This window comes from Pseudomonas moorei (genome assembly GCF_042846945.1).
GTDB lineage: Bacteria > Pseudomonadota > Gammaproteobacteria > Pseudomonadales > Pseudomonadaceae > Aquipseudomonas > Aquipseudomonas moorei.
In genome coordinates, this window is record NZ_AP035776.1 from 1140609 (window position 1) to 1163827 (window position 23219).

At 58.5% G+C, this 23219-nt stretch carries 26 protein-coding genes and 1 pseudogene; 19 read left to right on the forward strand and 8 right to left on the reverse strand.

Annotation, left to right across the window (positions count from 1 at the left end):
• Window positions 1-201: 201 nt before the first annotated feature.
• The gene (locus ACGJAX_RS05430) at window positions 202-564 is read left to right on the forward strand and encodes a cupin domain-containing protein (RefSeq protein WP_390957740.1); all 363 of its coding nucleotides are present in this window, start codon (window positions 202-204) and stop codon (window positions 562-564) included.
• 188 nt (window positions 565-752) lie between these two features.
• On the opposite strand, the gene rpmG is transcribed toward ACGJAX_RS05430, so the two are convergent.
• A complete protein-coding gene (gene rpmG, locus ACGJAX_RS05435; protein ID WP_007894709.1) occupies window positions 753-908 on the reverse strand; it encodes a 50S ribosomal protein L33 in 156 nt (51 codons plus the stop codon).
• Between the two features lie 11 nt (window positions 909-919).
• Window positions 920-1153, reverse strand: coding sequence for a 50S ribosomal protein L28 (rpmB, locus tag ACGJAX_RS05440; RefSeq protein WP_034147715.1), 234 nt, complete (start codon window positions 1151-1153; stop codon window positions 920-922).
• A 447-nt stretch (window positions 1154-1600) separates the two neighbouring features.
• On the opposite strand from rpmB, the gene ACGJAX_RS05445 reads away from it, so the two are divergent.
• Window positions 1601-3184, forward strand: a complete 1584-nt coding sequence (locus ACGJAX_RS05445) for an ABC transporter substrate-binding protein (protein WP_390957743.1) — start codon at window positions 1601-1603, stop codon at window positions 3182-3184.
• A 110-nt stretch (window positions 3185-3294) separates the two neighbouring features.
• Here ACGJAX_RS05445 and radC read toward each other — a convergent pair whose 3' ends face one another.
• Window positions 3295-3969 (reverse strand): DNA repair protein RadC, encoded by a 675-nt coding sequence (gene radC / locus ACGJAX_RS05450; protein WP_247255282.1) that lies wholly within the window; start codon window positions 3967-3969, stop codon window positions 3295-3297.
• A gap of 135 nt (window positions 3970-4104) precedes the next feature.
• On the opposite strand from radC, the gene coaBC reads away from it, so the two are divergent.
• The 7 genes and pseudogenes from coaBC (at window position 4105) to ACGJAX_RS05485 (ending at window position 9755) form a co-directional block, all read left to right on the forward strand.
• Window positions 4105-5313 carry a bifunctional phosphopantothenoylcysteine decarboxylase/phosphopantothenate--cysteine ligase CoaBC gene (coaBC, locus tag ACGJAX_RS05455; protein ID WP_090326620.1) on the forward strand — a complete coding sequence of 403 codons (1209 nt, stop codon included), beginning with the start codon at window positions 4105-4107 and terminating at the stop codon, window positions 5311-5313.
• A gap of 5 nt (window positions 5314-5318) precedes the next feature.
• On the forward strand, window positions 5319-5774 hold the full coding sequence (dut, locus tag ACGJAX_RS05460; protein WP_047535088.1) for a dUTP diphosphatase: 456 nt from the start codon (window positions 5319-5321) through the stop codon (window positions 5772-5774).
• A 235-nt stretch (window positions 5775-6009) separates the two neighbouring features.
• Window positions 6010-7413 (forward strand): annotated as a pseudogene (locus ACGJAX_RS05465) (phosphomannomutase/phosphoglucomutase); the annotation flags it as partial.
• A gap of 24 nt (window positions 7414-7437) precedes the next feature.
• Window positions 7438-8343 carry an acetylglutamate kinase gene (gene argB, locus ACGJAX_RS05470; protein WP_047535093.1) on the forward strand — a complete coding sequence of 302 codons (906 nt, stop codon included), beginning with the start codon at window positions 7438-7440 and terminating at the stop codon, window positions 8341-8343.
• Between the two features lie 190 nt (window positions 8344-8533).
• Window positions 8534-8794 carry a hypothetical protein gene (locus ACGJAX_RS05475; RefSeq protein ID WP_390957746.1) on the forward strand — a complete coding sequence of 87 codons (261 nt, stop codon included), beginning with the start codon at window positions 8534-8536 and terminating at the stop codon, window positions 8792-8794.
• Window positions 8795-8812: 18 nt separating this feature from the next.
• Window positions 8813-9385 carry a hypothetical protein gene (locus ACGJAX_RS05480; protein ID WP_390957748.1) on the forward strand — a complete coding sequence of 191 codons (573 nt, stop codon included), beginning with the start codon at window positions 8813-8815 and terminating at the stop codon, window positions 9383-9385.
• Complete coding sequence (locus tag ACGJAX_RS05485; RefSeq protein ID WP_390957749.1) at window positions 9372-9755, forward strand: hypothetical protein; 384 nt, start codon at window positions 9372-9374, stop codon at window positions 9753-9755. The genes ACGJAX_RS05480 and ACGJAX_RS05485 overlap by 14 nt, the downstream gene beginning before the upstream one ends.
• A 173-nt stretch (window positions 9756-9928) precedes the next feature.
• On the opposite strand, the gene pyrE is transcribed toward ACGJAX_RS05485, so the two are convergent.
• The gene (gene pyrE / locus ACGJAX_RS05490; RefSeq protein WP_090326626.1) at window positions 9929-10573 is read right to left on the reverse strand and encodes an orotate phosphoribosyltransferase; all 645 of its coding nucleotides are present in this window, start codon (window positions 10571-10573) and stop codon (window positions 9929-9931) included.
• A gap of 81 nt (window positions 10574-10654) precedes the next feature.
• Between pyrE and ACGJAX_RS05495 the strand changes: the two genes are divergently transcribed.
• Window positions 10655-11434 (forward strand): exodeoxyribonuclease III, encoded by a 780-nt coding sequence (locus ACGJAX_RS05495; RefSeq protein ID WP_003176915.1) that lies wholly within the window; start codon window positions 10655-10657, stop codon window positions 11432-11434.
• Between the two features lie 76 nt (window positions 11435-11510).
• Here ACGJAX_RS05495 and gltS read toward each other — a convergent pair whose 3' ends face one another.
• The 3 genes from gltS to rph form a co-directional block, all read right to left on the reverse strand.
• The gene (gltS, locus tag ACGJAX_RS05500; RefSeq protein ID WP_390957752.1) at window positions 11511-12716 is read right to left on the reverse strand and encodes a sodium/glutamate symporter; all 1206 of its coding nucleotides are present in this window, start codon (window positions 12714-12716) and stop codon (window positions 11511-11513) included.
• A 432-nt stretch (window positions 12717-13148) separates the two neighbouring features.
• Window positions 13149-13517 carry a DUF4870 domain-containing protein gene (locus ACGJAX_RS05505; protein WP_090326632.1) on the reverse strand — a complete coding sequence of 123 codons (369 nt, stop codon included), beginning with the start codon at window positions 13515-13517 and terminating at the stop codon, window positions 13149-13151.
• Window positions 13518-13545: 28 nt separating this feature from the next.
• Window positions 13546-14268: a ribonuclease PH gene (gene rph / locus ACGJAX_RS05510; protein WP_090326635.1), complete on the reverse strand. Its 723-nt coding sequence runs from the start codon at window positions 14266-14268 to the stop codon at window positions 13546-13548.
• 266 nt (window positions 14269-14534) lie between these two features.
• Between rph and ACGJAX_RS05515 the strand changes: the two genes are divergently transcribed.
• The 6 genes from ACGJAX_RS05515 to ACGJAX_RS05540 all read left to right on the forward strand — a co-directional run bounded on the left by ACGJAX_RS05515 (window position 14535) and on the right by ACGJAX_RS05540 (window position 19841).
• Window positions 14535-15398: a YicC/YloC family endoribonuclease gene (locus tag ACGJAX_RS05515; protein WP_090326638.1), complete on the forward strand. Its 864-nt coding sequence runs from the start codon at window positions 14535-14537 to the stop codon at window positions 15396-15398.
• A gap of 12 nt (window positions 15399-15410) precedes the next feature.
• Window positions 15411-16031 carry a guanylate kinase gene (gene gmk / locus ACGJAX_RS05520; protein WP_090326641.1) on the forward strand — a complete coding sequence of 207 codons (621 nt, stop codon included), beginning with the start codon at window positions 15411-15413 and terminating at the stop codon, window positions 16029-16031.
• A gap of 167 nt (window positions 16032-16198) precedes the next feature.
• Window positions 16199-16462: a DNA-directed RNA polymerase subunit omega gene (gene rpoZ, locus ACGJAX_RS05525; RefSeq protein ID WP_007921129.1), complete on the forward strand. Its 264-nt coding sequence runs from the start codon at window positions 16199-16201 to the stop codon at window positions 16460-16462.
• A 57-nt stretch (window positions 16463-16519) separates the two neighbouring features.
• Window positions 16520-18625, forward strand: coding sequence for a bifunctional GTP diphosphokinase/guanosine-3',5'-bis pyrophosphate 3'-pyrophosphohydrolase (spoT, locus tag ACGJAX_RS05530; RefSeq protein ID WP_090326644.1), 2106 nt, complete (start codon window positions 16520-16522; stop codon window positions 18623-18625).
• A 27-nt stretch (window positions 18626-18652) separates the two neighbouring features.
• Window positions 18653-19033 (forward strand): RidA family protein, encoded by a 381-nt coding sequence (locus ACGJAX_RS05535; RefSeq protein ID WP_003229509.1) that lies wholly within the window; start codon window positions 18653-18655, stop codon window positions 19031-19033.
• A gap of 67 nt (window positions 19034-19100) precedes the next feature.
• Window positions 19101-19841 (forward strand): hypothetical protein, encoded by a 741-nt coding sequence (locus ACGJAX_RS05540; RefSeq protein ID WP_390957756.1) that lies wholly within the window; start codon window positions 19101-19103, stop codon window positions 19839-19841.
• A 65-nt stretch (window positions 19842-19906) separates the two neighbouring features.
• On the opposite strand, the gene ACGJAX_RS05545 is transcribed toward ACGJAX_RS05540, so the two are convergent.
• Complete coding sequence (locus tag ACGJAX_RS05545; protein ID WP_090326650.1) at window positions 19907-20764, reverse strand: SDR family oxidoreductase; 858 nt, start codon at window positions 20762-20764, stop codon at window positions 19907-19909.
• Window positions 20765-20953: 189 nt separating this feature from the next.
• Here ACGJAX_RS05545 and exbB point away from each other — a divergent pair, with 189 nt between their 5' ends.
• From exbB to ACGJAX_RS05560, 3 genes are read left to right on the forward strand one after another with little or no spacing between them, the layout of a single operon-like run.
• Window positions 20954-21922, forward strand: a complete 969-nt coding sequence (gene exbB, locus ACGJAX_RS05550; protein WP_390957758.1) for a tonB-system energizer ExbB — start codon at window positions 20954-20956, stop codon at window positions 21920-21922.
• 6 nt (window positions 21923-21928) lie between these two features.
• Window positions 21929-22357 (forward strand): TonB system transport protein ExbD, encoded by a 429-nt coding sequence (exbD, locus tag ACGJAX_RS05555; RefSeq protein WP_090326656.1) that lies wholly within the window; start codon window positions 21929-21931, stop codon window positions 22355-22357.
• Complete coding sequence (locus tag ACGJAX_RS05560) at window positions 22354-23103, forward strand: energy transducer TonB (RefSeq protein WP_390957760.1); 750 nt, start codon at window positions 22354-22356, stop codon at window positions 23101-23103. The genes exbD and ACGJAX_RS05560 overlap by 4 nt, the downstream gene beginning before the upstream one ends.
• Window positions 23104-23219 lie beyond the last annotated feature (116 nt).

Sequence of the window (23219 nt, forward strand, 5' to 3'; positions counted from 1 at the left end):
AATACGACACCCGCGATCTTCGCGGGCGCTGTCAGGAATTCTGCCCGGCCAGCCTGCTTTCGGCCCAAGGCAACCGCCACCCTAAACCAGCGGCAGGTGAAGTTTCAATATATTTGACATAACACCGGCAAACGGCCTTGCGATGTTCATTTTAATAAACATAGACTTTGGCAATACCAACAATGACTGGGGAATACAACAATGAGCATCCAGAACATCGTCGACTTTGGCCAGGCCACCACCGAGCCCGAGCGCTATCGACCAGACCCGGCAAGAGTGCTCAAGGGCGATCCCGAGCAAGTGGTCTACAACCACTACAACAGCCCTTGCGGACAATTGAATGCTGGCGTGTGGGAAGGTGCCGTTGGCCAGTGGCTGGTGAACTTCACCGAGCATGAATACTGCGAAATCGTTCAGGGCGTTTCCGTGCTGCGCGATAACGATGGCAACAGCAAAACCGTCCGCGCGGGTGATCGCTTCGTGATCCCGGCCGGGTTCCGGGGCACCTGGGAAGTGCTGGAGCCGTGCCGCAAGATTTATGTGGCGTTTGAACAGAAGGCCTGAAGACGTCCATAGTCTGGACCGGCACTATCGCGGGCAAGCCACGCTCCCACAGAGATCTGCGTCGTTCGCAGAACCTGTGGAAGCGGACTTGCTCCGTACGAAGGCCCTGACAAGCACCACAAAACTCAGGCAACAAAAAAGGCCCGTATCTCGCGATATGGGCCTTTTTCGTAAGAGGAGAAAATCAATTACTTGATTTTGCCTTCTTTGTAGATCACGTGCTTGCGAACAACTGGATCAAATTTCTTGATCTCGATTTTGTCCGGGGTAGTACGCTTGTTCTTGTCGGTAGTGTAGAAGTGACCAGTACCGGCGCTCGAAATCAAACGAATCAATTCACGCATGATTAGCTCCCTTAGATCTTGCCAGCTTTGCGGATTTCGGCCAGCACGGCAGTGATGCCACGCTTGTCGATGATACGCATGCCTTTGGCAGATACGCGCAGACGCACGAAACGTTTCTCTTCTTCAACCCAGAAGCGGTGATGCTGCAGGTTCGGCAGGAAACGACGACGGGTTTTGTTGTTTGCGTGGGAAATGTTATTCCCAGTCACCGGACCCTTACCGGTAACTTGACAGACTCTAGACATGCCTCAGCCCTCTAAAACCACATGCCCAACCCGGCATGGGTTGGCCGCTTAATCTCTCAGTCATTTGGCGCCAGGCGCCGCGTTTCTTTAGGGGTCTTACCGGCTACACCTACAAACGAAGGAACCGGGCCCCTAGAAAAGAGCGCTGCTTTATACCAGAAAGACTGGAGAGCAACAACATTCGGTGTGCGATGAGTTGATAAAAACCCCATTTTTCCGGCGCCAGCCGCCTTGGATAAAGGCTGTCGTCGATTTTGACCGCTCGTCGCAGAGAATCCGCCCAACCCACCCATCTTGCCGTTTGGCGCCCGATGCCCACCAAAATCAATCGCCTATGGTCCCCTCAAAATCAAAAAGGGGATAGTCATTTGCAATCGAGCCCACTAGGGTAAGCCTTTTCCAGACTGCACTTGCAGATGGGCCTTCGATCTGTAAAGGAATCCGACCATGCGCCTCGCTGCCCTACCGTTGTTGCTCGCCCCGTTTTTGCTGAGCCCACAGGCCTTCGCCGCCGCCCTGAGCGTCTGCACCGAGGCCAGCCCGGAAGGGTTCGACGTGGTGCAATACAACTCGCTGACCACCACCAATGCCTCGGCCGACGTACTGATGAACCGGCTGGTGGACTTCGATACCGCCAGCGGCAAAGTGGTCGCCAGCCTGGCGGACAGCTGGGAAGTCAGCCCCGATGGCCTGATCTACGTCTTCAAGCTGCACCCACAGGTGAAATTCCACCGCACCGAGTATTTCAGCCCGACCCGCGAGCTGACCGCCGAAGACGTGAAATTCAGCTTCGACCGCATGCTCGACCCGGCCAACCCGTGGCACCAGGTTGCCCAGAGTGGCTTTCCTCATGCGCAATCGATGCAATTGCCAGCACTGATCAAGAAGATCGATGCCCTCGATCCGCTGACCGTGCGCTTCACCCTGGACCATCCGGACTCGACATTCCTCGCGACCCTGAGCATGGGTTTCGCCTCGATTTACTCGGCCGAATACGCCGACAAATTGTTGAAGGCCGGCACCACAGACAAGCTCAACAGCCAGCCAATCGGCACCGGCCCGTTCGTTTTCACACGCTTCCAGAAGGATGCTTCGGTTCGCTACAAAGCCAACCCGGACTACTTTGGCGGCAAGCCGTCAGTGGACCCGTTGATCTTCGCCATTACCCCGGATGCCAACGTGCGCTTGCAGAAGCTGCGACGCAATGAGTGCCAGATCGCCCTGTCGCCCAAACCTCTGGACGTGCAGGCCGCGCTGAAAGAGCCGACCCTGAAGGTGGAAAAGACTGACGCGTTCATGACCGCATTCGTCGGCATCAACAGCCAACATCCACCGCTGGACAAGCCGGAAGTACGCCAGGCGATCAACCTTGCGTTCGACAAGGCCAACTACGTCAAAGCCGTGTTCGAGGACACCGCCGAAGCAGCCAACGGCCCGTACCCACCCAATACCTGGAGCTACGCGAAAAACCTGCCGGGCTACCCGCATGACGTCGAGAAAGCCAAGGCATTGATGGCCAAGGCCGGGCTCAAGGACGGTTTCCAGACCACCATCTGGACCCGCCCTACCGGCAGCCTGCTGAACCCGAACCCGAGCCTCGGCGCTCAGCTGCTGCAATCTGACCTCGCGGAAATCGGCATTCAGGCCGAGATCCGCGTGATCGAATGGGGCGAACTGATCCGCCGCGCCAAGGCCGGTGAGCACGACCTGCTGTTCATGGGTTGGGCTGGCGACAACGGCGACCCGGACAACTTCCTCACACCTCAGTTTTCCTGCGCTGCGGTGAAGTCCGGCACCAATTTCTCCCGCTATTGCAATGCGGATCTGGACAAGCTGATCAGTGCCGGCAAAACCACCGGCGAGCAAGGTGTACGCAGCAAACTCTATGAACAGGCCCAGACGCAGATCCAGCAACAGGCACTCTGGCTGCCGCTGGCCCACCCGACCGCGTTCGCACTGACGCGCAAAGAGATTGAGGGTTATTCGGTCAGCCCGTTTGGGCGTCAGGACTTTTCGAAGGTCAAATTGTAGGAGCAAGCTTGCTCGCGATGATCGTCAAGGATAAAGCGGGCAACCTGACACCCCGCGGCGTTCACGGGTTCATCGCGAGCAAGCTCGCTCCTACAGTGTTACGCACTCATTTACATCCAACCGTACTCGGCCATGGACAGTGGATCGCCATCACCGATGATGAAGTGATCAAGCACTCGTACATCGATCAACTCCAGCGCCTTTTGCAGGCGCCTGGTCAGCACCCGGTCAGCCTGACTGGGGTCGCTATTGCCCGACGGGTGGTTGTGACAGAGGATCAACGCCGCGGCGTTGTTTGCCAGCGCACGCTTGACCACCTCCCGCGGATGCACACTGGTATTGTCGATGGAACCGCGAAACAGCGCTTCGAAACTCAGCACCTGATGTTTGGAATCCAGAAACAGGCAGCCGAACACCTCATGCGGCTCGTGGCGCAACATCGATTTCAGATATTCGCGAACGGCGTGCGGGCTTTCCAGTGCCGGTTTTTGCCGCGCACGCTCGGCCAAATGGCGCCTGCTCATTTCCTGCGCTGCCTGCAACTGAGCGAATTTCGCGGGCCCAAGTCCCAAATGCAGGCTGAACGTGACCAGATCGGCCTCGAGCAATGCACGCAAGCTGCCAAACTGGCTCAGCAGATGCCGCGCCAGATCCACCGCGCTTTTGCCGGATACGCCAGTTCGTAAAAAAATCGCCAGCAACTCGGCGTCTGAAAGACTCGCCGCTCCCAGCGTCAGTAATCTCTCCCGCGGCCGTTCCGCCGCCGGCCAATTGCGAATACTCATAGCACCTCCCTGTCTGTGGGCGCCGCTGTTCCATAGCGGTCGCTGTGATATCGTAGCCCATCTTTTTTGCGGGCGATTTCACTCCTGGGGAGGGGGTATCGCCCAGCAGTCATCAACGAATTGAAAGGCAGGCCTATGCAGCGGCTGTATCGGAAACGCATTGTTCTGGGCGTCGGCGGCGGCATTGCTGCCTATAAGAGCGCCGACCTGGTTCGCCGCCTGATGGATCAGGGTGCTGAAGTGCGCGTGGTCATGACCCGTGGCGGCGCCGAGTTCATCACCCCGCTGACCATGCAGGCCCTGTCCGGGCATCCGGTCCATCTGGATCTGCTGGACCCGGCAGCCGAAGCCGCCATGGGCCACATCGAGCTGGCGAAATGGGCCGATCTGGTACTGATCGCGCCCGCTACCGCAGACTTGATCGCCCGCCTGGCCCAAGGCATTGCCGATGATTTGCTGACCACCCTGGTGCTGGCTACCGACGCAGTCGTCGCTGTCGCCCCGGCGATGAACCAGGCCATGTGGCGCGATCCGGCAACCCAGGCCAACCTGCAAACCCTCGAAAGTCGCGACTTGAAAGTCTTTGGCCCGGCGTCTGGCAGCCAGGCCTGCGGCGACGTCGGTCTGGGCCGAATGCTCGAAGCCACCGATCTGGCCCAGTGCGCCGCCGACTGCTTCCAGCGCCAGGCGCTGACCGGCAAGCACGTGCTGATCACCGCCGGCCCGACCCAGGAAAACATCGACCCGGTGCGCTACATCACCAATCACAGCTCCGGAAAAATGGGTTTCGCCCTGGCTGAAGCGGCTGTTGAAGCCGGCGCTCGGGTGACGCTGATCACCGGCCCCGTGCATCTGCCGACCCCGGACCGTGTCACACGCATCGATGTCGTCAGTGCCCGCGACATGCTGGCCGCCTGCGAAGCCGCGATTCCCTGCGACCTGTTCATCGCCTCTGCGGCGGTCGCGGATTACCGCCCTGAAGTAGTCGCCCCACAAAAACTCAAGAAAGATCCTACGAACGGCGACGGCTTGTTGCTGCAAATGGTGCGTAACCCGGACATCCTGGCCAGCATCGCGACACGCCCCGACCGTCCGTTCAGTGTCGGTTTCGCCGCTGAAACCGAACACCTGCTCGACTACGCTGCCCGCAAGTTGAAGGACAAGAACCTCGATTTGATCGTTGCCAACGACGTCGCCAACCCGAGCATTGGCTTCAACAGCGAAGAAAACGCCTGCAGCGTGATCGACCGCGAGCTTCACGCCACACTTTTCGCCCAGACCAGCAAGAGCAAGATTGCTCGCCAGCTGATCACTTTTATCGCCGAACGTCTGAACCAGGTTTAATTTACATGCACGCTTTGCAAGCCAAGATCCTCGACCCCCGCATCGGTACCGAATTCCCGTTGCCGCAATACGCCACACCGGGCTCCGCCGGCCTCGACCTGCGCGCCATGCTGGAGCAGGACATCGTGATCAAGCCGGGTGAAACCGTGCTGATCCCTACCGGCCTGTCGGTCTACATCGGCGACCCGAACCTCGCCGCACTGATCCTGCCGCGCTCCGGCCTGGGCCATAAGCACGGTATCGTGCTGGGCAACCTGGTGGGGCTGATCGACTCTGATTACCAGGGTCCGCTGATGGTTTCGTGCTGGAACCGTGGCCAGACCGACTTCACCATGGCCGTGGGCGAACGCCTGGCGCAACTGGTGCTGGTACCGGTGGTGCAGGCACATTTCGAGATGGTCGAAGAGTTCGTCGAAACCCAACGTGGCACGGGTGGCTTCGGTCACTCAGGCAGCCACTGATCTCATAGGCTGTCCCCGAGGCGAGGGACCACGCATCCTCGCCATACATTTTGAGCGGCCTCAACGGGAAGGGTGGCCGCCCAAATCAAGGCATTAGCCAACCAATTAGTCGCTAATTTCGCCAGGATGGCCTTTTCGCACCACGAACTCTCTGTGGAAAACGCCGTCATACCCTTCAGTTTGAGTCTGCCGAGTCACACGCAGGCAGGTCCAGCCACATTCGAGATGGAGTTTCCCCCAGATGAGCACCCCGGCCAAAATTGCCCCCAAGTTCCCAGACAGCATTTTCCGCGCCTATGACATTCGCGGCACCGTCCCGGAATTTCTGAACGCAGAAACGGCCTACTGGCTCGGTCGCGCCATCGGTGCACAAAGCCTCGCGCAGGGCGAACCCAATGTATCCGTTGGCCGTGATGGTCGCCTGTCCGGCCCGGAGCTGGTGGAAAAACTGATTCAGGGCCTGGCTGAAAGCGGCTGCCACGTCAGCGACATCGGCCTGGTGCCAACGCCAGCGCTGTACTACGCCGCCAACATTTTGGCCGGCAAATCCGGGGTCATGCTGACCGGCAGCCACAACCCATCGAACTACAACGGCTTCAAAATCGTCATTGCTGGCGATACCTTGGCCAACGAACAGATCCAGGCACTGCATGAACGTCTCAAGACCAACAACCTGAGCAGCGGCCAAGGCAGCATCACCCGGGTCGAGATCCTCGATCGCTACACCACCGAAATCGTCCAGGACATCAAACTGGCCCGCCGCCTGAAAGTGGTCGTGGACTGCGGCAATGGCGCCGCCGGTGTGATCGCTCCGCAGCTGATCGAAGCGCTGAACTGCGAAGTCATTCCGTTGTTCTGCGAAGTCGACGGCAACTTCCCGAACCACCATCCGGATCCGGGCAAGCCTGAAAACCTCGTCGACCTGATCGCCAAGGTCAAGGAAACCAACGCTGACATCGGCCTGGCCTTCGACGGTGACGGTGACCGTGTCGGCGTGGTGACCAACACGGGCAGCATCGTCTATCCGGACCGTCTGCTGATGCTGTTCGCCCGCGACGTGGTGGCGCGCAACCCGGACGCGGAAATCATCTTCGACGTCAAATGCACCCGTCGCCTGATCCCGCTGATCAAGGAATACGGTGGCCGTCCGTTGATGTGGAAGACCGGTCACTCGCTGATCAAGAAGAAAATGAAACAATCCGGCGCCCTGCTGGCCGGCGAAATGAGCGGGCACATCTTCTTCAAGGAGCGCTGGTTCGGTTTCGACGATGGCATTTACAGCGCCGCGCGACTGCTGGAGATCCTCAGCAAGGAAAAATCATCGGCCGAAGAGCTGTTCGCGACCTTCCCGAATGATATTTCTACGCCGGAAATCAATATCCATGTGACCGAAGAGAGCAAATTCAGCATCATTGATGCACTGCACGACGCGCAGTGGGGCTCAGGCGCTGACCTGACTACCATTGACGGCGTGCGAGTCGATTATGCCAAAGGCTGGGGCCTGGTTCGCGCGTCCAACACCACACCGGTGCTGGTGCTGCGTTTCGAGGCCGATGACGAGGCTGAATTGCAGCGCATCAAGGACGTATTCCACGTTCAACTGAAGCGTGTTGCACCTGATCTCCAACTACCGTTTTGATTTATTGAAGCACCGGAGCCCTGAATGACCCTCGAACGCGAAGCCGCCGCCAACACCGCCAAGGTCCTGTCCGAAGCACTGCCCTACATTCGCCGTTATGTCGGCAAGACGCTGGTGATCAAATACGGCGGCAACGCGATGGAAAGCGAGGAGCTGAAAACCGGCTTCGCCCGCGACATCGTGCTGATGAAAGCCGTGGGCATCAACCCGGTAGTCGTTCACGGTGGCGGCCCGCAAATCGGTGATTTGCTCAAGCGCCTGTCGATCGAAAGCCATTTCGTCGATGGCATGCGCGTCACCGACGCTGCGACCATGGACGTCGTGGAAATGGTCCTCGGTGGCCAGGTCAACAAGGACATCGTCAACCTGATCAACCGTCATGGCGGCAGCGCCATCGGCCTGACCGGTAAAGACGCCGGGCTGATTCGCGCGAAAAAGCTCACCGTCACTCGTCAGACGCCGGAGATGACCCAACCGGAAATCATCGACATCGGTCAGGTAGGCGAAGTGGTCGGGATCAACACCGAACTGCTGAACCTGCTGGTCAAAGGCAATTTCATCCCGGTGATCGCGCCCATCGGCGTCGGTGAGAACGGCGAGTCGTACAACATCAACGCTGACCTGGTGGCCGGTAAAGTTGCCGAAGCGCTGAAAGCCGAGAAGCTGATGCTGCTGACCAACATTGCCGGCCTGATGGACAAGTCGGGCAAGGTCCTGACCGGTCTGAGCACTCAGCAGGTCGACGATCTGATCGCCGATGGCACCATCTACGGCGGCATGTTGCCGAAGATCCGTTGCGCGCTGGAAGCGGTTCAAGGCGGTGTGGGCAGCTCGCTGATCATCGACGGTCGCGTGCCGAATGCGATCCTGCTGGAAATCTTCACCGATACCGGTGTGGGTACCTTGATCAGCAATCGCAAGCGTCACTGATTCACGAATACCGATAGATCGCAGCCTTCATCGGTACCTACGGATGTATGAATATTCCGTAGGATCTGATGAGATCTGCGATCTTTTTTATGCGCACAAGAAATGCCCTACCCGAATTAGCGAAACGTCCGACATCCCACCAGCATTTGTCCGCATAGGATCTTCCCTGTATCCACAGGAGAACTACCTCATGCAAAAAAACTACGTTCTTTACGGTAGCGATGTTTCATCCGGCACTTTTGAGTGTGTGGACTGCGGACATCAGTATTCGAATCAGGCAAAAACCTCGATTCCTCCTTGCCCTCAATATAAGAAATCGACGCACACGCAAAATGGCTGGAAAGTTCTCACCGGCCAGGGTGACGCGGTCATTGATCCCTACCCGCAAAAAACCGAAAAAACCGTCGATATCAATCAGGCCGAGACAACCAGCCCTGTTAGTAAAAAGTAGCCACGGAGGCACTGAGCCATGCAGATCTCGTTCACGATCGATGCCCAGGCTTTCGAGCAAGAGCAGAAGGAACCGGTCAAAAAAACCCTGAAGATTTCAGACACGGAAATTGCTCACGCCTTACAGCGTATCGCCAAGGCAAGTCTGACCGAATACTTGAAAATGCTGGTTGAAGGCGGCATGCCAAGCCGGGCCGATGAAGCCAAACATGACCGTTTGCTGTACCTGATTCAAAGTTACTTCGGGCAGACACTGCCGACGGAATCGCAGATATCGACGATTTTCCAGCTGACCCAGAGCCAAAGCAAAACGCTGCTGAAAAACACTGTGTCACGCTTTCGGAATCAACTGGACGAGATTCTGCAACACAGCATGCGAGCCGTGATCGAGTCTGCGGAGCATGCTCAGACGGTGTATTTGGTCGTGATCAGTTCGGATGTCATCCGCGATGAACTGAATATGTTGATCACACAGAACGAGCCGACCTTCAAACCCATCATCAAACGCAAAGGCAGTGCAGGTCAGTTCGAAATCAGTGAGGATTCCCACGCGCTGTTGTGCCAGACACTGGGCCTGAATGCCGTTCAGTGACGTAGTCGCGGTCAGCGGCTTACTGCTGACCCTGACCACCTTCATGTTCAACCTGGCATGGCCCAAGCTGCATGAGGCGTTGCGGCTGGATGAAAAGCAACCAGGTCCACTGGCCAGGAAGCGTAGTCGAGAGATGATTTCTGGTGTTCTTTTCGGTTGCGCTCTGCCCCTGGCATGCGCCTTTACAGCACTGTTTTATATCAACCTGCCGGCCGCCGTTGGAATCATGCGTAGCAGCAGGCTGGATCTGTGGAATTTCGATGTGGACCGCACGCTTTACGTGCTGGTCGTCATGGCACTGCTGGTTTTTGCGCTGTTCAACTGGGGACTGTCACTGAAACTGACAGGAAAATGGCGGAGGCTGCACTGATGACGCAAACAAAAAGACCCCGCTCAGCCTGGCTGCGCGGGGTCTTTTTTGCCTGCGATCCTTGTAGGAGCGAGCCTGCTCGCGAAAATCGTCAACGATAACGCGGGGTACCTGACGAAAAGCAGTGCTCTGATGTCCATCGCGAGCGGGCTCGCTCACACATGGGATTGCGCTTAGACGCCGAACTGAGCGCGGTACGCTTCTACAGCCGGCAAGTGCTGCTTGAGCTGCGGATCGTCCGCCAGGAACTCCAGCACCTGGTTCAGCGAAACGATGCTGATCACCGGGATACCGAAATCGCGCTCCACTTCCTGGATCGCCGACAGCTCGCCGTTGCCACGCTCCTGACGGTTCAGGGCGATTAGCACGCCAGCGGCCTTGGCGCCGTCCTGGGACGCGATGATTTGCATCACCTCGCGAATGGCGGTGCCAGCAGTGATCACGTCGTCGATGATCAACACGTTGCCTGTCAATGGTGCGCCGACCAGGCTGCCGCCTTCGCCGTGTGCCTTGGCTTCCTTGCGGTTGAAGCACCAGGGCAGGTCACGGTTGTGATGCTCGGCCAATGCCACCGCAGTGGTCGCCGCCAACGGGATGCCTTTGTAGGCCGGACCGAACAGCACATCGAAGGAAATACCGCTCTCGGCAATGGCTGCGGCATAGAAACGCCCCAGCTGCGCCAGGGCCGAACCTGTATTGAACAGGCCCGCATTGAAGAAGTAAGGACTGGTACGTCCGGACTTCAGGGTGAACTCACCGAAGCGCAAAACGCCGCGATCGATGGCAAAACGAATGAAATCGCGCTGATACGCTTGCATGGAAAAACCCCAAATACCACGGATTTAGCTAATTAGCTTGACGCCGTGTATCATACACGCACGCGATTTTTGGGGCCATTTATGCGGATCATCAGTGTGAACGTCAATGGTATTCAGGCTGCAGTCGAGCGTGGTTTGCTCAGTTGGCTGCAAGCACAGAATGCCGACGTCATCTGCCTGCAGGACACCCGCGCCTCCGCCTTTGAACTGGACGATCCAGCCTTCCAACTGGATGGATACTTCCTTTATGCCTGCGATGCCGAAGTCCCCGCCCAAGGTGGCGTGGCTTTGTATTCGCGGCTGCAACCGAAGGCTGTCATCAGCGGTCTCGGTTTCGAGACGGCCGACCGCTACGGGCGCTACCTGCAAGCCGATTTCGACAAGGTCAGCATCGCGACCTTGCTGCTCCCTTCGGGGCAGAACGGCGATGAAGACTTGAACCAGAAGTTCAAGCTAATGGACGACTTCGCCCGTTACCTGGATAAACAGCGACGCAAACGTCGCGAGTACATTTACTGTGGCTCGCTGTACGTGGCGCAACAGAAGCTGGATATCAAGAACTGGCGTGACAGCCAGCAATCCCCGGGCTTCCTGGCACCTGAACGTGCCTGGATGGACGAGATTGTCGGCAACATGGGCTATGTCGATGCCCTGCGCGAAGTCAGCCGTGAAGGCGATCAGTACAGCTGGTGGCCGGATAATGAACAAGCCGAAATGCTCAACCTCGGTTGGCGTTTCGACTATCAACTGCTGACCCCGGGTCTGCGTCGCTTCGTACGCAGCGCACGCTTGCCACGCCAGCCGCGGTTCTCGCAACACGCGCCGCTGATCGTGGACTACGACTGGACGCTGACCATCTAAGCGTTGTATCGAATGAAAAATGCCTGTATCGCAAGATACGGGCATTTTTTTTGGATCATCAGCAGTGTTCGGATCTTCAGGTAGCGGCGAAGATCGGCAACGCAAGGTACAACTTGATCACGATCACATTAATGATGTCGATGAAGAACGCCCCTACCATCGGCACCACCAGAAATGCTATCTGCGAAGGCCCATAACGCTGAGTCACCGCTTGCATGTTAGCGATCGCCGTTGGCGTGGCACCCAGCCCGAAACCGCAGTGTCCTGCCGCCAGCACTGCCGCATCGTAGTTGCTGCCCATGACCCTGAAAGTCACGAACATCGCGAATAGCGCCATGACCAGGGTTTGCGCAGTCAGGATAATGAAGATAGGCAACGCCAGTGCAGCCAGGTCCCAAAGTTTGAGTGACATTAGCGCAATCGCCAGAAACAGCGACAAGCTGACATTACCCAGCACTGAAACTTCACGTTCAAACACCTGATACAAGCCAAGTGCGGAAAGACCGTTGCGCAAAACCACACCCACGAACAAGACGCAAACGAACGTCGGCAGCTCAAAGGCGGTGTCCTTCAACAGACCATTCAGGAGAGAACCTGCCAGCAAGCTGACCGCAATCAGCGCGAGCGTCTCGATGAACGAAAATGGCGTGATCGAGCGCTCTTTGTTCGGTTGCTCAAAGCCCCTGGGCATCCCTGGCTTTGCCTGCTCAAGGCCGGGCACCTGAACACGGTTGATGAGCAGGCGAGCGACCGGCCCACCAATCAATCCGCCCAGGACCAGGCCAAAGGTTGCAGAAGCCATCGCCAGCTCGGAAGCAGAGGCCAGGCCATACTTCTCGCTGAACGTCGCGCTCCACGCCGCGCCTGTACCGTGCCCACCCGCCAACGTAACGGAGCCTGTCAGCAGGCCCATCAAGGGATCGAGCCCCAACGCCGTTGCGAGACCGATGCCCATGGCATTCTGGACCACCAGAAGCCCGATGACCGCCAGTAGAAAAATCCCCACTATGCGCCCGCCTTTCTTCAAGCTGGCGAAATCTGCACTCAAGCCAATGGTGGCAAAAAACGCCAACATCAAAGGTGTCTGCAGTGAAGTATCAAATCGAACTTCAATGTCCAGGCCTCGCAGGGCCAGGAGAGCCAGAGCAACCAGCAGTCCTCCTGCTACAGGCTCAGGGATATTGTAAGTACGTAAAAAGCCGACACGCGTGACAAGCCCTCGTCCCAGTAACAGCACCAGGGAGGCAGCCACAAGTGTTCCGTAAAAATCAAGCTGAAGCATTGGAATAATTCATTGATATATATTCAGGGGCGAACTTTTTACCTGGACTCGCCTCTTGAACAGGTTGATCACTCAACACTGATTAATTGAGATTCAAGGACCGTCAATGGTTTGAATATATCGAAATATTTCTAGATAAATATTACTTGGCGCAACCTTATCAACCACCAAGTCTCATTGCCAAGCAGATAGGCCGTGTTAAAGCGTTGCAGTTGTGACTAAACGTGTAAGACGATTGTATATATGTGTATGAGAAAATTTCTACAGCGCCTGAATTTTGCAGTGACAAGCGCTTCACACAACTTGAAACACTCAACTGTTTTAGAAGAGCAAATGCCCCGAAATCGGGGCATTTGTTTTAAATCGAAAAAGATAAGCGAGTAATGTCGTCTTTTCTGGCCAATAAACTCATGCCGACAGGGCACGGATTGCTTATTTGATCAGCCGCCAGGTGAACGGATACCGATAAGGCACCCCTTCATTGGCTTTCACTCCAGCAATAATGGTCAGTACCAACGCACCAATCGCGATCAGACCAAACAGGAAGAATCCGACGATCACCACCATCAGCAAAAAACAAATGGCAGAAGCTATGGCGACAGTGAGCTGAAAGTTCAGTGCTTCCTTGCCCTGCGCATCGACAAACGGGTCCATCTCACGCTTCATCTGCCAGAGAATCAATGGGCCGATCAAGGTACCGAATGGAATCCAGATCCCCAGCAAGGCGGACAGGTGACAAAACATCGCCCACTGCCGAACCTCTTTGCTCGGGGTGGGAAGCAGCTGCTGTTCGTCACTCATGGCGCCCTCCTTGCCTGGACCATTCCGGTTAGTCAGCCAGTGCAGCCTTTTGCAGGTCGAAGATCTCGTTCATGCCTTTCTTCGCCAGTTCCAGCATGGCGTTCAGCTCTTCAGGCTGGAACGGTGCGCCTTCGGCAGTACCCTGGACTTCGATGAAACCACCGGTACTGGTCATCACCACGTTCAGGTCGGTCTCGGCAGCGGAGTCTTCCAGGTAATCGAGGTCCAGCACTGGCTCGCCCTGATACATGCCCACCGAAACGGCACCGATCATTTGCTTTAGCGGGTCGCCGCCCTTGAGGCCGCCGCGCTTCTTGATCACTTTCAAGGCATCGACCAGCGCAACCATGGCACCAGTGATGGATGCGGTACGGGTGCCGCCGTCGGCCTGGATCACGTCGCAGTCGACGTACAGGGTAACGTCGCCCAGCTTGGACATGTCCAGCGAAGCGCGCAGGGAACGGCCGATCAGGCGCTGGATCTCCAGAGTGCGACCGCCTTGCTTGCCGCGGCTTGCTTCACGCTGGTTACGCTCACCGGTGGCGCGCGGCAGCATGCCGTATTCGGCCGTCAGCCAGCCCTGGCCCTGACCTTTGAGAAAACGCGGCACGCCATTCTCGACGCTGACGGTGCAGATGACTTTGGTATCACCGAACTCGACCAGTACAGATCCCTCGGCGTGTTTGGTGTAGTTGCGGGTAATGCGGATCGAGCGGAGCTGATCGGCAGCGCGACCACTTGGACGTTTCATAAGGGATACCTGTACGGGGACGGAAAACTGCGGAGCATTATAGAGCCGACGGCCATCGCTGGGCACTTCTAAAAAAATCCTCCGACGACCGAAGGCTCTGAACAGCCCGTCGCCGAAGCTTTGCAGCCGTTTGTGACAGCCTGTGTTTGGGCGCATACGTACCACTGCGCTACAATCCTGCGCCTTTGCTGCCAGTCGGCTTAAATTCATTGATATCGGATGACCGGAATCGCTGTTCCGGCCGATCTGCATTGCGAGGTACCGCCATGGTGCACAGCATGACCGCCTTCGCCCGCGTCGAGAAAGCCGGCGTTCAGGGCACCCTGAGCTGGGAACTGCGCTCGGTCAACAGCCGGTACCTGGAACCCCACTTGCGTCTGCCCGAGTCTTTTCGCGACCTTGAAGGTGCCGTGCGCGAAGCCCTGCGCCAGGGCGTGTCCCGGGGCAAGCTCGAATGCACCCTGCGCTTCACCGAAGAAAACACGGGCAAACCGCTGCAAGTCGACCAGGCGCGCGCCGCGCAATTGGTCGCCGCCGCCGAGACGATCGCCAGCCTGATCAAAAATCCGGCAGCGCTGAACCCCCTCGAAGTCCTCGCCTGGCCCGGCGTGCTGGTAGGCGATGCCACCGACCCGCAAGCGCTGAACGCCGAAGCACTGGCGCTGTTCAACCAGGGACTGAAGGAACTCAAGTCCGGCCGCGAGCGCGAAGGCGCGGAGCTGGCGCGGTTGATCAACGAGCGCCTGACCTCCATTGAAGAAGACGTGGTGACCTTGCGCGAATTGGTCCCGCAGATGCTCGCCACCCAGCGTCAGAAGGTCCTCGACCGTTTCGCCGACATGAAGGCCGAGATGGACCCGCAGCGCCTGGAGCAGGAAATGGTCATGCTCGCGCAAAAGAGCGACGTCGCCGAAGAACTGGATCGCCTGAGCACTCACATCATTGAAGTTCGCCGGGTACTCAAGTCCGGTGGCGCTGCCGGGCGGCGCCTGGATTTCCTGATGCAGGAGCTCAACCGCGAAGCCAACACACTGGGCTCCAAAGCCTTCGACCCGCGCAGCACCCAGGCTGCGGTCAACCTCAAGGTGTTGATCGAGCAGATGCGCGAACAAGTGCAGAATATTGAGTAAGGCATTCCCGACATGACCCACAGCACCGGCACCCTGTACATTATTTCCGCCCCATCGGGCGCGGGCAAAAGCAGCCTGGTCAAGGCCCTGACCGACGCCGATCCCGAGATCCGCGTCTCGATTTCCCACACCACCCGCGCCATGCGCCCCGGTGAAGTGAACGGCGTGAACTACCACTTCGTCGAACGCAGCGAGTTCGTGAAGATGATCGAGCACGGGGATTTCCTCGAGCGCGCCGAGGTTTTCGGCAATCTCTACGGCACCTCGCAAAGCCACCTGCAGCAGACCCTCGACGAAGGCCACGACCTGATCCTGGAAATCGACTGGCAGGGTGCCGAGCAAGTGCGTCAACTGATGCCCAAGGCCCGCTCGATCTTCATTCTGCCGCCATCGCTTCAGGCCCTGCACCAACGTCTGACCAACCGTGGCCAGGACAGCGACGAGATCATTGACGGCCGCATGCGCGAAGCCGTCAGCGAAATGAGCCATTATGTCGACTACGACTACCTGATCATCAACGACGATTTCGCCCACGCGCTGCACGACCTGAAGGCAATTTTCCGCGCCAATCAGCTGCAACAGAAACGCCAACAACAGCGTTTCGGCAAATTGCTGGCTGAATTGCTCGGTTAAACAGCTCTTCCCAAAACCGCTGCGAGGGCTTTACATTGGCACTTGCAGCGCGTTGAAGGGCTTGATCAAAAAATCAGCGCTTCCCTAATCGCTGGTGATTTTTTAAACTGTTGAGTCCGCTCGCCCATCCGGGCAGCGCGCATATTGCATTTGCTACGAGGAAGACCATGGCCCGCGTAACCGTTGAAGACTGCCTAGAACACGTGGATAACCGCTTTGAGCTGGTCATGCTCTCTACCAAGCGTGCCCGTCAACTGGCCACCGGCGGCAAAGAGCCGAAAGTAGCATGGGAAAACGACAAGCCTACCGTCGTCGCCCTGCGTGAAATCGCTGAAGGCCTGATCGACTACGCAGCTATCGCCGAAGCCGAAATCGTTGAAGATGAACCGCTTTTTGCTGCATTCGAGGACGAGTCCAACGAGGCCGTCTAAGCCTATGCCTGGTCGACGTAGCACGGCGCGGGATCACAGCTTACGGCAGGAGTCATCATGCCGAGCATAGACGCCCTCGCCGATCGCATATCGACCTACCTCGGCAAGGACCAGGTCAATCTGGTCCGCCGAGCGTATTTCTACGCCGAACAAGCCCACGACGGCCAACGCCGCCGCAGTGGCGAGGCGTACGTCACGCACCCGCTCGCGGTGGCGAATATTCTTGCCGACATGCACATGGACCATCAGAGTTTGATGGCGGCCATGCTGCATGACGTGATCGAAGACACCGGTATTGCCAAGGAAGCGCTGCAGGCGCAGTTCGGCGAAACCGTGGCCGAACTGGTCGACGGGGTCAGCAAACTGACCCAGATGAACTTCGAGACCAAGGCCGAAGCCCAGGCTGAAAACTTCCAGAAAATGGCCATGGCCATGGCACGTGACATTCGCGTGATCCTGGTCAAGCTGGCCGACCGCCTGCACAACATGCGCACGCTGGAAGTGCTGTCCGGCGAAAAACGTCGGCGCATCGCCAAGGAAACCCTGGAAATCTATGCGCCCATCGCCAACCGGCTGGGCATGCACGCCATCCGCATTGAATTCGAAGACCTCGGCTTCAAGGCCATGCACCCGATGCGTTCCGCGCGAATCTACCAAGCGGTCAAGCGCGCCCGGGGCAACCGCAAGGAAATCGTCAACAAGATCGAGGAATCCCTCAGCCACTGTCTGGCCATCGACGGCATTCAGGGCGAGGTCAGCGGTCGACAGAAACACCTCTACGGCATCTACAAGAAAATGCGCGGCAAGCGTCGGGCCTTCAACGAGATCATGGACGTCTACGCGTTCCGGATCATCGTCGACAAGGTCGATACCTGCTACCGCGTCCTGGGTGCCGTGCATAATTTGTACAAGCCGTTGCCGGGTCGTTTCAAGGATTACATCGCGATCCCCAAGGCCAACGGCTATCAGTCACTGCACACGACGCTGTTCGGCATGCATGGCGTTCCGATCGAAATCCAGATCCGCACCCGCGAAATGGAAGAGATGGCCAACAACGGCATCGCCGCCCATTGGCTGTATAAATCCAGCGGCGATGAGCAGCCAAAAGGCACTCACGCCCGCGCGCGCCAATGGGTCAAAGGCGTGCTGGAAATGCAGCAGCGCGCCGGCAACTCGCTGGAATTCATCGAAAGCGTGAAGATCGACCTGTTCCCGGACGAGGTCTACGTGTTCACGCCCAAAGGCCGGATCATGGAGTTGCCCAAGGGCTCCACGGCGGTCGACTTCGCTTATGCGGTACATACCGACGTGGGCAACAGCTGCATCGCCTGCCGGATCAACCGTCGACTCGCGCCACTGTCCGAACCTCTGCAAAGCGGCTCTACGGTCGAGATCGTCAGCGCTCCGGGTGCGCGGCCGAACCCGGCGTGGCTCAACTTCGTGGTCACCGGCAAGGCGCGTACGCACATCCGCCATGCGCTGAAGCTGCAACGCCGCTCCGAGTCCATCAGCCTGGGCGAACGCCTGCTGAACAAAGTCCTCAACGGCTTCGACAGCTCGCTGGAAAAAATTCCGGCCGAGCGCGTCAAGGCCATGCTCACCGAGTACCGCCTCGAGCTGATCGAAGACCTGCTGGAAGACATTGGCCTGGGCAATCGCATGGCCTACGTTGTCGCCCGGCGCCTGCTCGGCGAAGGTGAACAGCTACCGAGCCCGGAAGGTCCGCTGGCCATTCGCGGCACCGAAGGCCTGGTGCTGAGCTACGCCAAGTGCTGCACACCGATCCCGGGCGACCCGATTGTCGGCCACCTGTCCGCGGGCAAAGGCATGGTCGTGCACCTGGACAACTGCCGTAACATCAGCGAAATCCGCCACAACCCGGAAAAATGTATCCAGCTCTCGTGGGCCAAGGATGTCACCGGCGAATTCAATGTCGAACTGCGTGTCGAGCTGGAACACCAGCGTGGCCTGATCGCCCTGCTGGCCAGCAGCGTCAATGCGGCCGACGGCAACATCGAAAAAATCAGCATGGACGAACGCGATGGTCGCATCAGCGTGGTCCAACTGGTGGTCAGCGTGCACGACCGCGTGCACCTGGCCCGCGTGATCAAGAAACTGCGCGCCCTGACCGGGGTGATCCGCATCACCCGCATGCGTGCGTAGCCATCCAACCCTTACAAGGAGTCATTCATGACCAAGACCGTTATCACCAGCGACAAGGCCCCGGCCGCCATCGGTACTTACTCTCAGGCGATCAAGGCTGGCAACACCGTTTACATGTCGGGTCAAATTCCTCTGGACCCAAAAACCATGGAACTGGTTGAAGGCTTCGAAGCCCAGACCGTCCAGGTCTTCGAGAACCTCAAGGCCGTGGCTGAAGCTGCCGGTGGCTCGTTCAAGGACATCGTCAAACTGAACATCTTCCTCACCGACCTGAGCCACTTCGCCAAGGTCAACGAGATCATGGGCAAGTACTTCGACCAGCCTTACCCTGCCCGCGCCGCCATCGGCGTAGCGGCCCTGCCAAAGGGTTCGCAAGTTGAAATGGATGCCATCCTGGTCATCGAGTAATGCGTCTGGCGCAGCCTGAGGCTGCGCCGACTGCTCAGCTGTAAAGAAAGTTTGAAAGGATTCCACCATGCGCAAAGCGCTTGCTCTCTCGCTGCTCGCCCTTTTTTTGGGCGGATGTGCCAGCAACCCTGCCGACCGTGATATCAGCGGCACCTGGATCAACCAGGTGGCGATTGACGCGGCATCCAAAGGCGTTCCCCTGCGTGAAGCGCTCCAGGCCTATGGTCCGAACCTGGAATGGAACGTCAACACCAAGGCTGCTCAGGCCCGCTACACCAATGGTTTTGAAAATGTCGAAGGCAAGCTGCTGGGCGAAGAGTCCAACGCCTGGAAAGTCGACTTTTATGGCAGTTCCAGCAGTGAGTTGAAGCGCGATGGCAAGCAATTGAGCCAGGCCTCGACCGAGAACGAACCGGCACAAGTCTTCGACCGCGCATTGATCCCCGTACCGGATGGCGCGCCGATCGGCGCCAGCTTCGAACGGGCACTCTACTCAGCCTACATGGGCGGTAACTGGAAAATCGTCAGCGGCCCGGGCGAAGGCAACACTGTGCAGTTCCAGGCCGACGGCCAGGTCAGCGGCCTGCCGAACACTGATCGCTACGCGCTGTGCCTGGCTGGCGATTGTGCGTCGATGAGCGGCGGCAACGACAACATGTGGCTGCAACTCAACGGCCAAGGGAACGCGTGGATCTTTACCCGCAAAGGCAAAGAACTGGAAATTTTCCAGACCGTTAACACCGCACAGGCTGACGAGATGCCTTCGTTCACGCCAGGCGATCGCAAGTGGCTGCTCGAGAAGCAGTAAGCAATACATAAACACCCGTAGGAGCGAGCTTGCTCACTCCTACAGGTGTTTATGGCGCCTGAACGTCAGCAGCGCCCTTCGAGAATCGCCGCATACCCCTCACGAAAACTCGGATACTTAGGCGTCCAGCCCAAGGCCTTCGCCCGCGCGTTGCTGCAACGCTTGCTTCCGGTGCGGCGTACGCTGGCGTCATCTGCCCACTCGGTCACCCCCAGGTACTCGCGCAACCAACCCACCACATCCGCCAACGCAGCGGGTGCATCATCGACGCCGATATAAACATCCTCCAACGCCACGCCACGTCGAGCGGCCTCAAGGAGAAATGCCATCAACCCTGCGGCGTCATCGGCATGAATCCGATTGGCATAAAGCGGAGGATCGACCGCCACGCGATACCCCCGGCGCACCTGAGTCAGTAACCACTCGCGGCCTGGACCATAAATACCGGTCAACCGCACAATGCTGGCCGGAATGCCGCTATTGAGCGCAATCTGCTCGGCTTCGAGCATCACACGCCCGGAGTAGCCAGCCGCCACGGCCGGCGAAGTCTCGTCGACCCACTCGCCCTGCTGCTGCCCGTAAACACTGCTGCTGGAAACGAACAACAAACGTTCGGGCACCTGCCCGTAGTCGTTCAACCAGCCCAGCACGTGTTGCAAGCCCTGCACGTAAGCAGCGCGGTAACCGGCCTCATCGTGATCGGTAGCCGCCGCGCAATACACCAGGTAGTCCACGGCACCGATTGGCCAGGTGGCCGGACAGTCTTCATTGAACAAGTCGCCCGCCACGCCGATGACACCCTCGGGCAGTCGCGAAATGTCACGCCGCAGGCCATGAACTTCCCACCCCAACGCCAACAATTGCGTGGCCAGACGACCACCGACATCACCACAACCGGCGATCAGAACAGAAGGTGCGGACATCAAAAAACTCCTCTCGGGAACGGATAAGCTAGCGCCGACAGTGGACAAGCGGTTAGCAATGCAAGAAAAAAAGAGACTCTATTACTTTTGTTAACAAGAATTAATTGCAATAATGCACGCCACTTTGTTCTCGGCCCCCACGAGGCCTGGAAGAACATTAATCGAATTTTCCTCTCAGGTCCGGCCAGCATGACACGCAATCCACTCTCCGCTTCGCCTACCAAACGACCTCGCATCTGGAGCACGCTGACCGCCCTGCTGTTCAGCGTACTGCTGGCACCAGTTGCCGCATTCGCCGACGCCCAAGCACCAGCCACTCCGACCGTCGCCACCGCCCCCGCTCCAGCCGATCACACTGCCCCGGCTGTCACTCCGGTCGCCGCCGACCCGGCACAGACCCAAGCCGTCGCCAGCGAAGACGCGCCCGAAGTCCTCGAAGCCGATAATTCCCTGGGCATGGCCCACGACCTGTCGCCGTGGGGCATGTACCAGAACGCCGACATCATCGTGAAAATCGTCATGATCGGTCTGGCCATCGCCTCGATCATCACCTGGACCCTCTGGATCGCCAAAGGCCTGGAACTGATGGGCGCCAAGCGCCGTCTGCGTGACGAAATCGCCCAGCTGAAAAAATCTGCCTCGCTCAAGGAAGCCAGCGTCACTGCGGCAAAGGCTGGCACCCTCGCTAACCTGCTGGTGCACGACGCCCTCGAAGAAATGCGCCTGTCGGTCAATAGCCGCGAGAAGGAAGGTATCAAGGAACGCGTCAGCTTCCGCCTCGAACGCCTGGTCGCTGCCTGCGGTCGCAACATGAGCAGCGGTACCGGCGTGCTCGCCACCATCGGTTCCACGGCGCCGTTCGTAGGCCTGTTCGGTACCGTATGGGGCATCATGAACAGCTTCATCGGCATCGCAAAGACCCAGACCACCAACCTCGCCGTGGTGGCTCCCGGCATCGCCGAAGCCCTGCTGGCGACGGCACTGGGGCTGGTTGCCGCGATTCCTGCGGTCGTTATCTACAACGTATTCGCCCGTTCCATCGCCGGTTACAAGGCGCAGGTGTCCGACGCTTCGGCGCAGGTCCTGCTGCTGGTCAGCCGCGACCTCGACCACCAGCCTGAGCGCAGCTCGCCACCGCACATGGTGAAAGTGGGGTAATCGGCCATGGGCCTGCATTTGAAAGAAGGCGCGGACGACGATCTGGCCGAGAATCACGAAATCAACGTCACGCCGTTCATCGACGTCATGCTCGTGCTGCTGATCATCTTCATGGTCGCAGCACCGCTGGCCACCGTGGACATCAAGGTCGACCTGCCGGCGTCCACCGCCAAACCGGCGCCACGCCCCGAAAAACCGGTATTCCTCAGCGTCAAGGCTGACCAGCGCCTGTTCCTCGGCGAAGACGAAGTGAAGGCCGAAACACTCGGCGCCACACTCGACGCCAAGACCCATGGCAAGAAAGACACGACGATCTTCTTCCAGGCCGACAAGGGCGTGGACTACGGTGACCTCATGAGCGTGATGGACACCCTGCGCTCCGCCGGCTACCTGAAGGTGGGTCTGGTCGGTCTCGAGTCGGCAGCCAAGAAATGATCACGACGCGCCATAAGCTGACGCGATACGGCGCGAGCCTGGCCGTGGTGCTGGGTGTTCACGCGCTGGCCGTTGCGCTGGCCGTAAACTGGACGGCTCGCCCGCCCATCGAATTGCCACCCCAGGCAATGATGGTCGAGCTGGCACCGCTTCCCGCCCCGCCACCGCCTGCGCCGCCGAAGGTCGTCACACCGCCGCAGCCGCCGGCTCCGGTTGAAGAACTGCCGATCCCGAAGCTCGCCGAAGCCCCCAAGGCCGAGATTGCGGTGCCGAAACCGGTCAAACCCAAGCCCAAGCCTCAACCGCCCAAGCCTGTGGAGAAAAAGCCCGAGCCGCCCAAGGAAAAGCCATCCGAGGCAAAGCCGAGCGAAGCGCCACCGACGCCGGCACCGACGGAGCAATCCGCTCAGCCAGCCCCTGGCCCATCGGCGGCTCAAGTGGCGGCCAAGGCCAGTTGGCAAGGCGCCCTGCTCGCACATTTGGCCAAGTACAAAAAGTACCCGGCCAGTGCACAGGCACGGGGCAAACAAGGCATGAACCGCCTGCGGTTCGTGGTGGACGCTGAAGGCAAGGTGTTGTCGTTCGAACTGGTCGGCGCCTCTGGTACGGCCGATCTTGACCGGGCCACGCTGGAGATGATCCGTCGCGCCCAACCGCTGCCCAAGCCCCCGGCTGACATGTTGAGCAACGGCTCCATCGAGATTGTTGCGCCCTTTGTCTACTCGCTGGATAAAGCCCGGCGCTGATCAATAGGGGAGCGAGCTTGCTCGCGATTGCTGCCTGACGTCCAACATCATCGTTGACTGTTGGAGCGCTATCGCGAGCAAGCTCGCTTCTACAGATTCTGCAGCGATCCACCAAA

What these genes read in the sequence shown, in the direction of transcription:
- pyrE (WP_090326626.1), bottom strand. Translation starts at nt 10,573, where the DNA reads ATGCAAGCGTATCAGCGCGATTTCATTCGTTTTGCCATCGATCGCGGC.
- argB (WP_047535093.1), top strand. Translation starts at nt 7,438, where the DNA reads ATGACCCTCGAACGCGAAGCCGCCGCCAACACCGCCAAGGTCCTGTCC.
- ACGJAX_RS05475 (WP_390957746.1), top strand. Translation starts at nt 8,534, where the DNA reads ATGCAAAAAAACTACGTTCTTTACGGTAGCGATGTTTCATCCGGCACT.
- rpmG (WP_007894709.1), bottom strand. Translation starts at nt 908, where the DNA reads ATGCGTGAATTGATTCGTTTGATTTCGAGCGCCGGTACTGGTCACTTC.
- ACGJAX_RS05505 (WP_090326632.1), bottom strand. Translation starts at nt 13,517, where the DNA reads ATGAGTGACGAACAGCAGCTGCTTCCCACCCCGAGCAAAGAGGTTCGG.
- ACGJAX_RS05485 (WP_390957749.1), top strand. Translation starts at nt 9,372, where the DNA reads ATGCCGTTCAGTGACGTAGTCGCGGTCAGCGGCTTACTGCTGACCCTG.
- exbB (WP_390957758.1), top strand. Translation starts at nt 20,954, where the DNA reads ATGACACGCAATCCACTCTCCGCTTCGCCTACCAAACGACCTCGCATC.
- ACGJAX_RS05480 (WP_390957748.1), top strand. Translation starts at nt 8,813, where the DNA reads ATGCAGATCTCGTTCACGATCGATGCCCAGGCTTTCGAGCAAGAGCAG.
- ACGJAX_RS05430 (WP_390957740.1), top strand. Translation starts at nt 202, where the DNA reads ATGAGCATCCAGAACATCGTCGACTTTGGCCAGGCCACCACCGAGCCC.
- gmk (WP_090326641.1), top strand. Translation starts at nt 15,411, where the DNA reads ATGACCCACAGCACCGGCACCCTGTACATTATTTCCGCCCCATCGGGC.
- radC (WP_247255282.1), bottom strand. Translation starts at nt 3,969, where the DNA reads ATGAGTATTCGCAATTGGCCGGCGGCGGAACGGCCGCGGGAGAGATTA.
- coaBC (WP_090326620.1), top strand. Translation starts at nt 4,105, where the DNA reads ATGCAGCGGCTGTATCGGAAACGCATTGTTCTGGGCGTCGGCGGCGGC.
- rpmB (WP_034147715.1), bottom strand. Translation starts at nt 1,153, where the DNA reads ATGTCTAGAGTCTGTCAAGTTACCGGTAAGGGTCCGGTGACTGGGAAT.
- rpoZ (WP_007921129.1), top strand. Translation starts at nt 16,199, where the DNA reads ATGGCCCGCGTAACCGTTGAAGACTGCCTAGAACACGTGGATAACCGC.
- ACGJAX_RS05540 (WP_390957756.1), top strand. Translation starts at nt 19,101, where the DNA reads ATGCGCAAAGCGCTTGCTCTCTCGCTGCTCGCCCTTTTTTTGGGCGGA.
- spoT (WP_090326644.1), top strand. Translation starts at nt 16,520, where the DNA reads ATGCCGAGCATAGACGCCCTCGCCGATCGCATATCGACCTACCTCGGC.
- rph (WP_090326635.1), bottom strand. Translation starts at nt 14,268, where the DNA reads ATGAAACGTCCAAGTGGTCGCGCTGCCGATCAGCTCCGCTCGATCCGC.
- gltS (WP_390957752.1), bottom strand. Translation starts at nt 12,716, where the DNA reads ATGCTTCAGCTTGATTTTTACGGAACACTTGTGGCTGCCTCCCTGGTG.
- ACGJAX_RS05535 (WP_003229509.1), top strand. Translation starts at nt 18,653, where the DNA reads ATGACCAAGACCGTTATCACCAGCGACAAGGCCCCGGCCGCCATCGGT.
- ACGJAX_RS05560 (WP_390957760.1), top strand. Translation starts at nt 22,354, where the DNA reads ATGATCACGACGCGCCATAAGCTGACGCGATACGGCGCGAGCCTGGCC.
- ACGJAX_RS05445 (WP_390957743.1), top strand. Translation starts at nt 1,601, where the DNA reads ATGCGCCTCGCTGCCCTACCGTTGTTGCTCGCCCCGTTTTTGCTGAGC.
- ACGJAX_RS05515 (WP_090326638.1), top strand. Translation starts at nt 14,535, where the DNA reads ATGGTGCACAGCATGACCGCCTTCGCCCGCGTCGAGAAAGCCGGCGTT.
- dut (WP_047535088.1), top strand. Translation starts at nt 5,319, where the DNA reads ATGCACGCTTTGCAAGCCAAGATCCTCGACCCCCGCATCGGTACCGAA.
- exbD (WP_090326656.1), top strand. Translation starts at nt 21,929, where the DNA reads ATGGGCCTGCATTTGAAAGAAGGCGCGGACGACGATCTGGCCGAGAAT.
- ACGJAX_RS05495 (WP_003176915.1), top strand. Translation starts at nt 10,655, where the DNA reads ATGCGGATCATCAGTGTGAACGTCAATGGTATTCAGGCTGCAGTCGAG.
- ACGJAX_RS05545 (WP_090326650.1), bottom strand. Translation starts at nt 20,764, where the DNA reads ATGTCCGCACCTTCTGTTCTGATCGCCGGTTGTGGTGATGTCGGTGGT.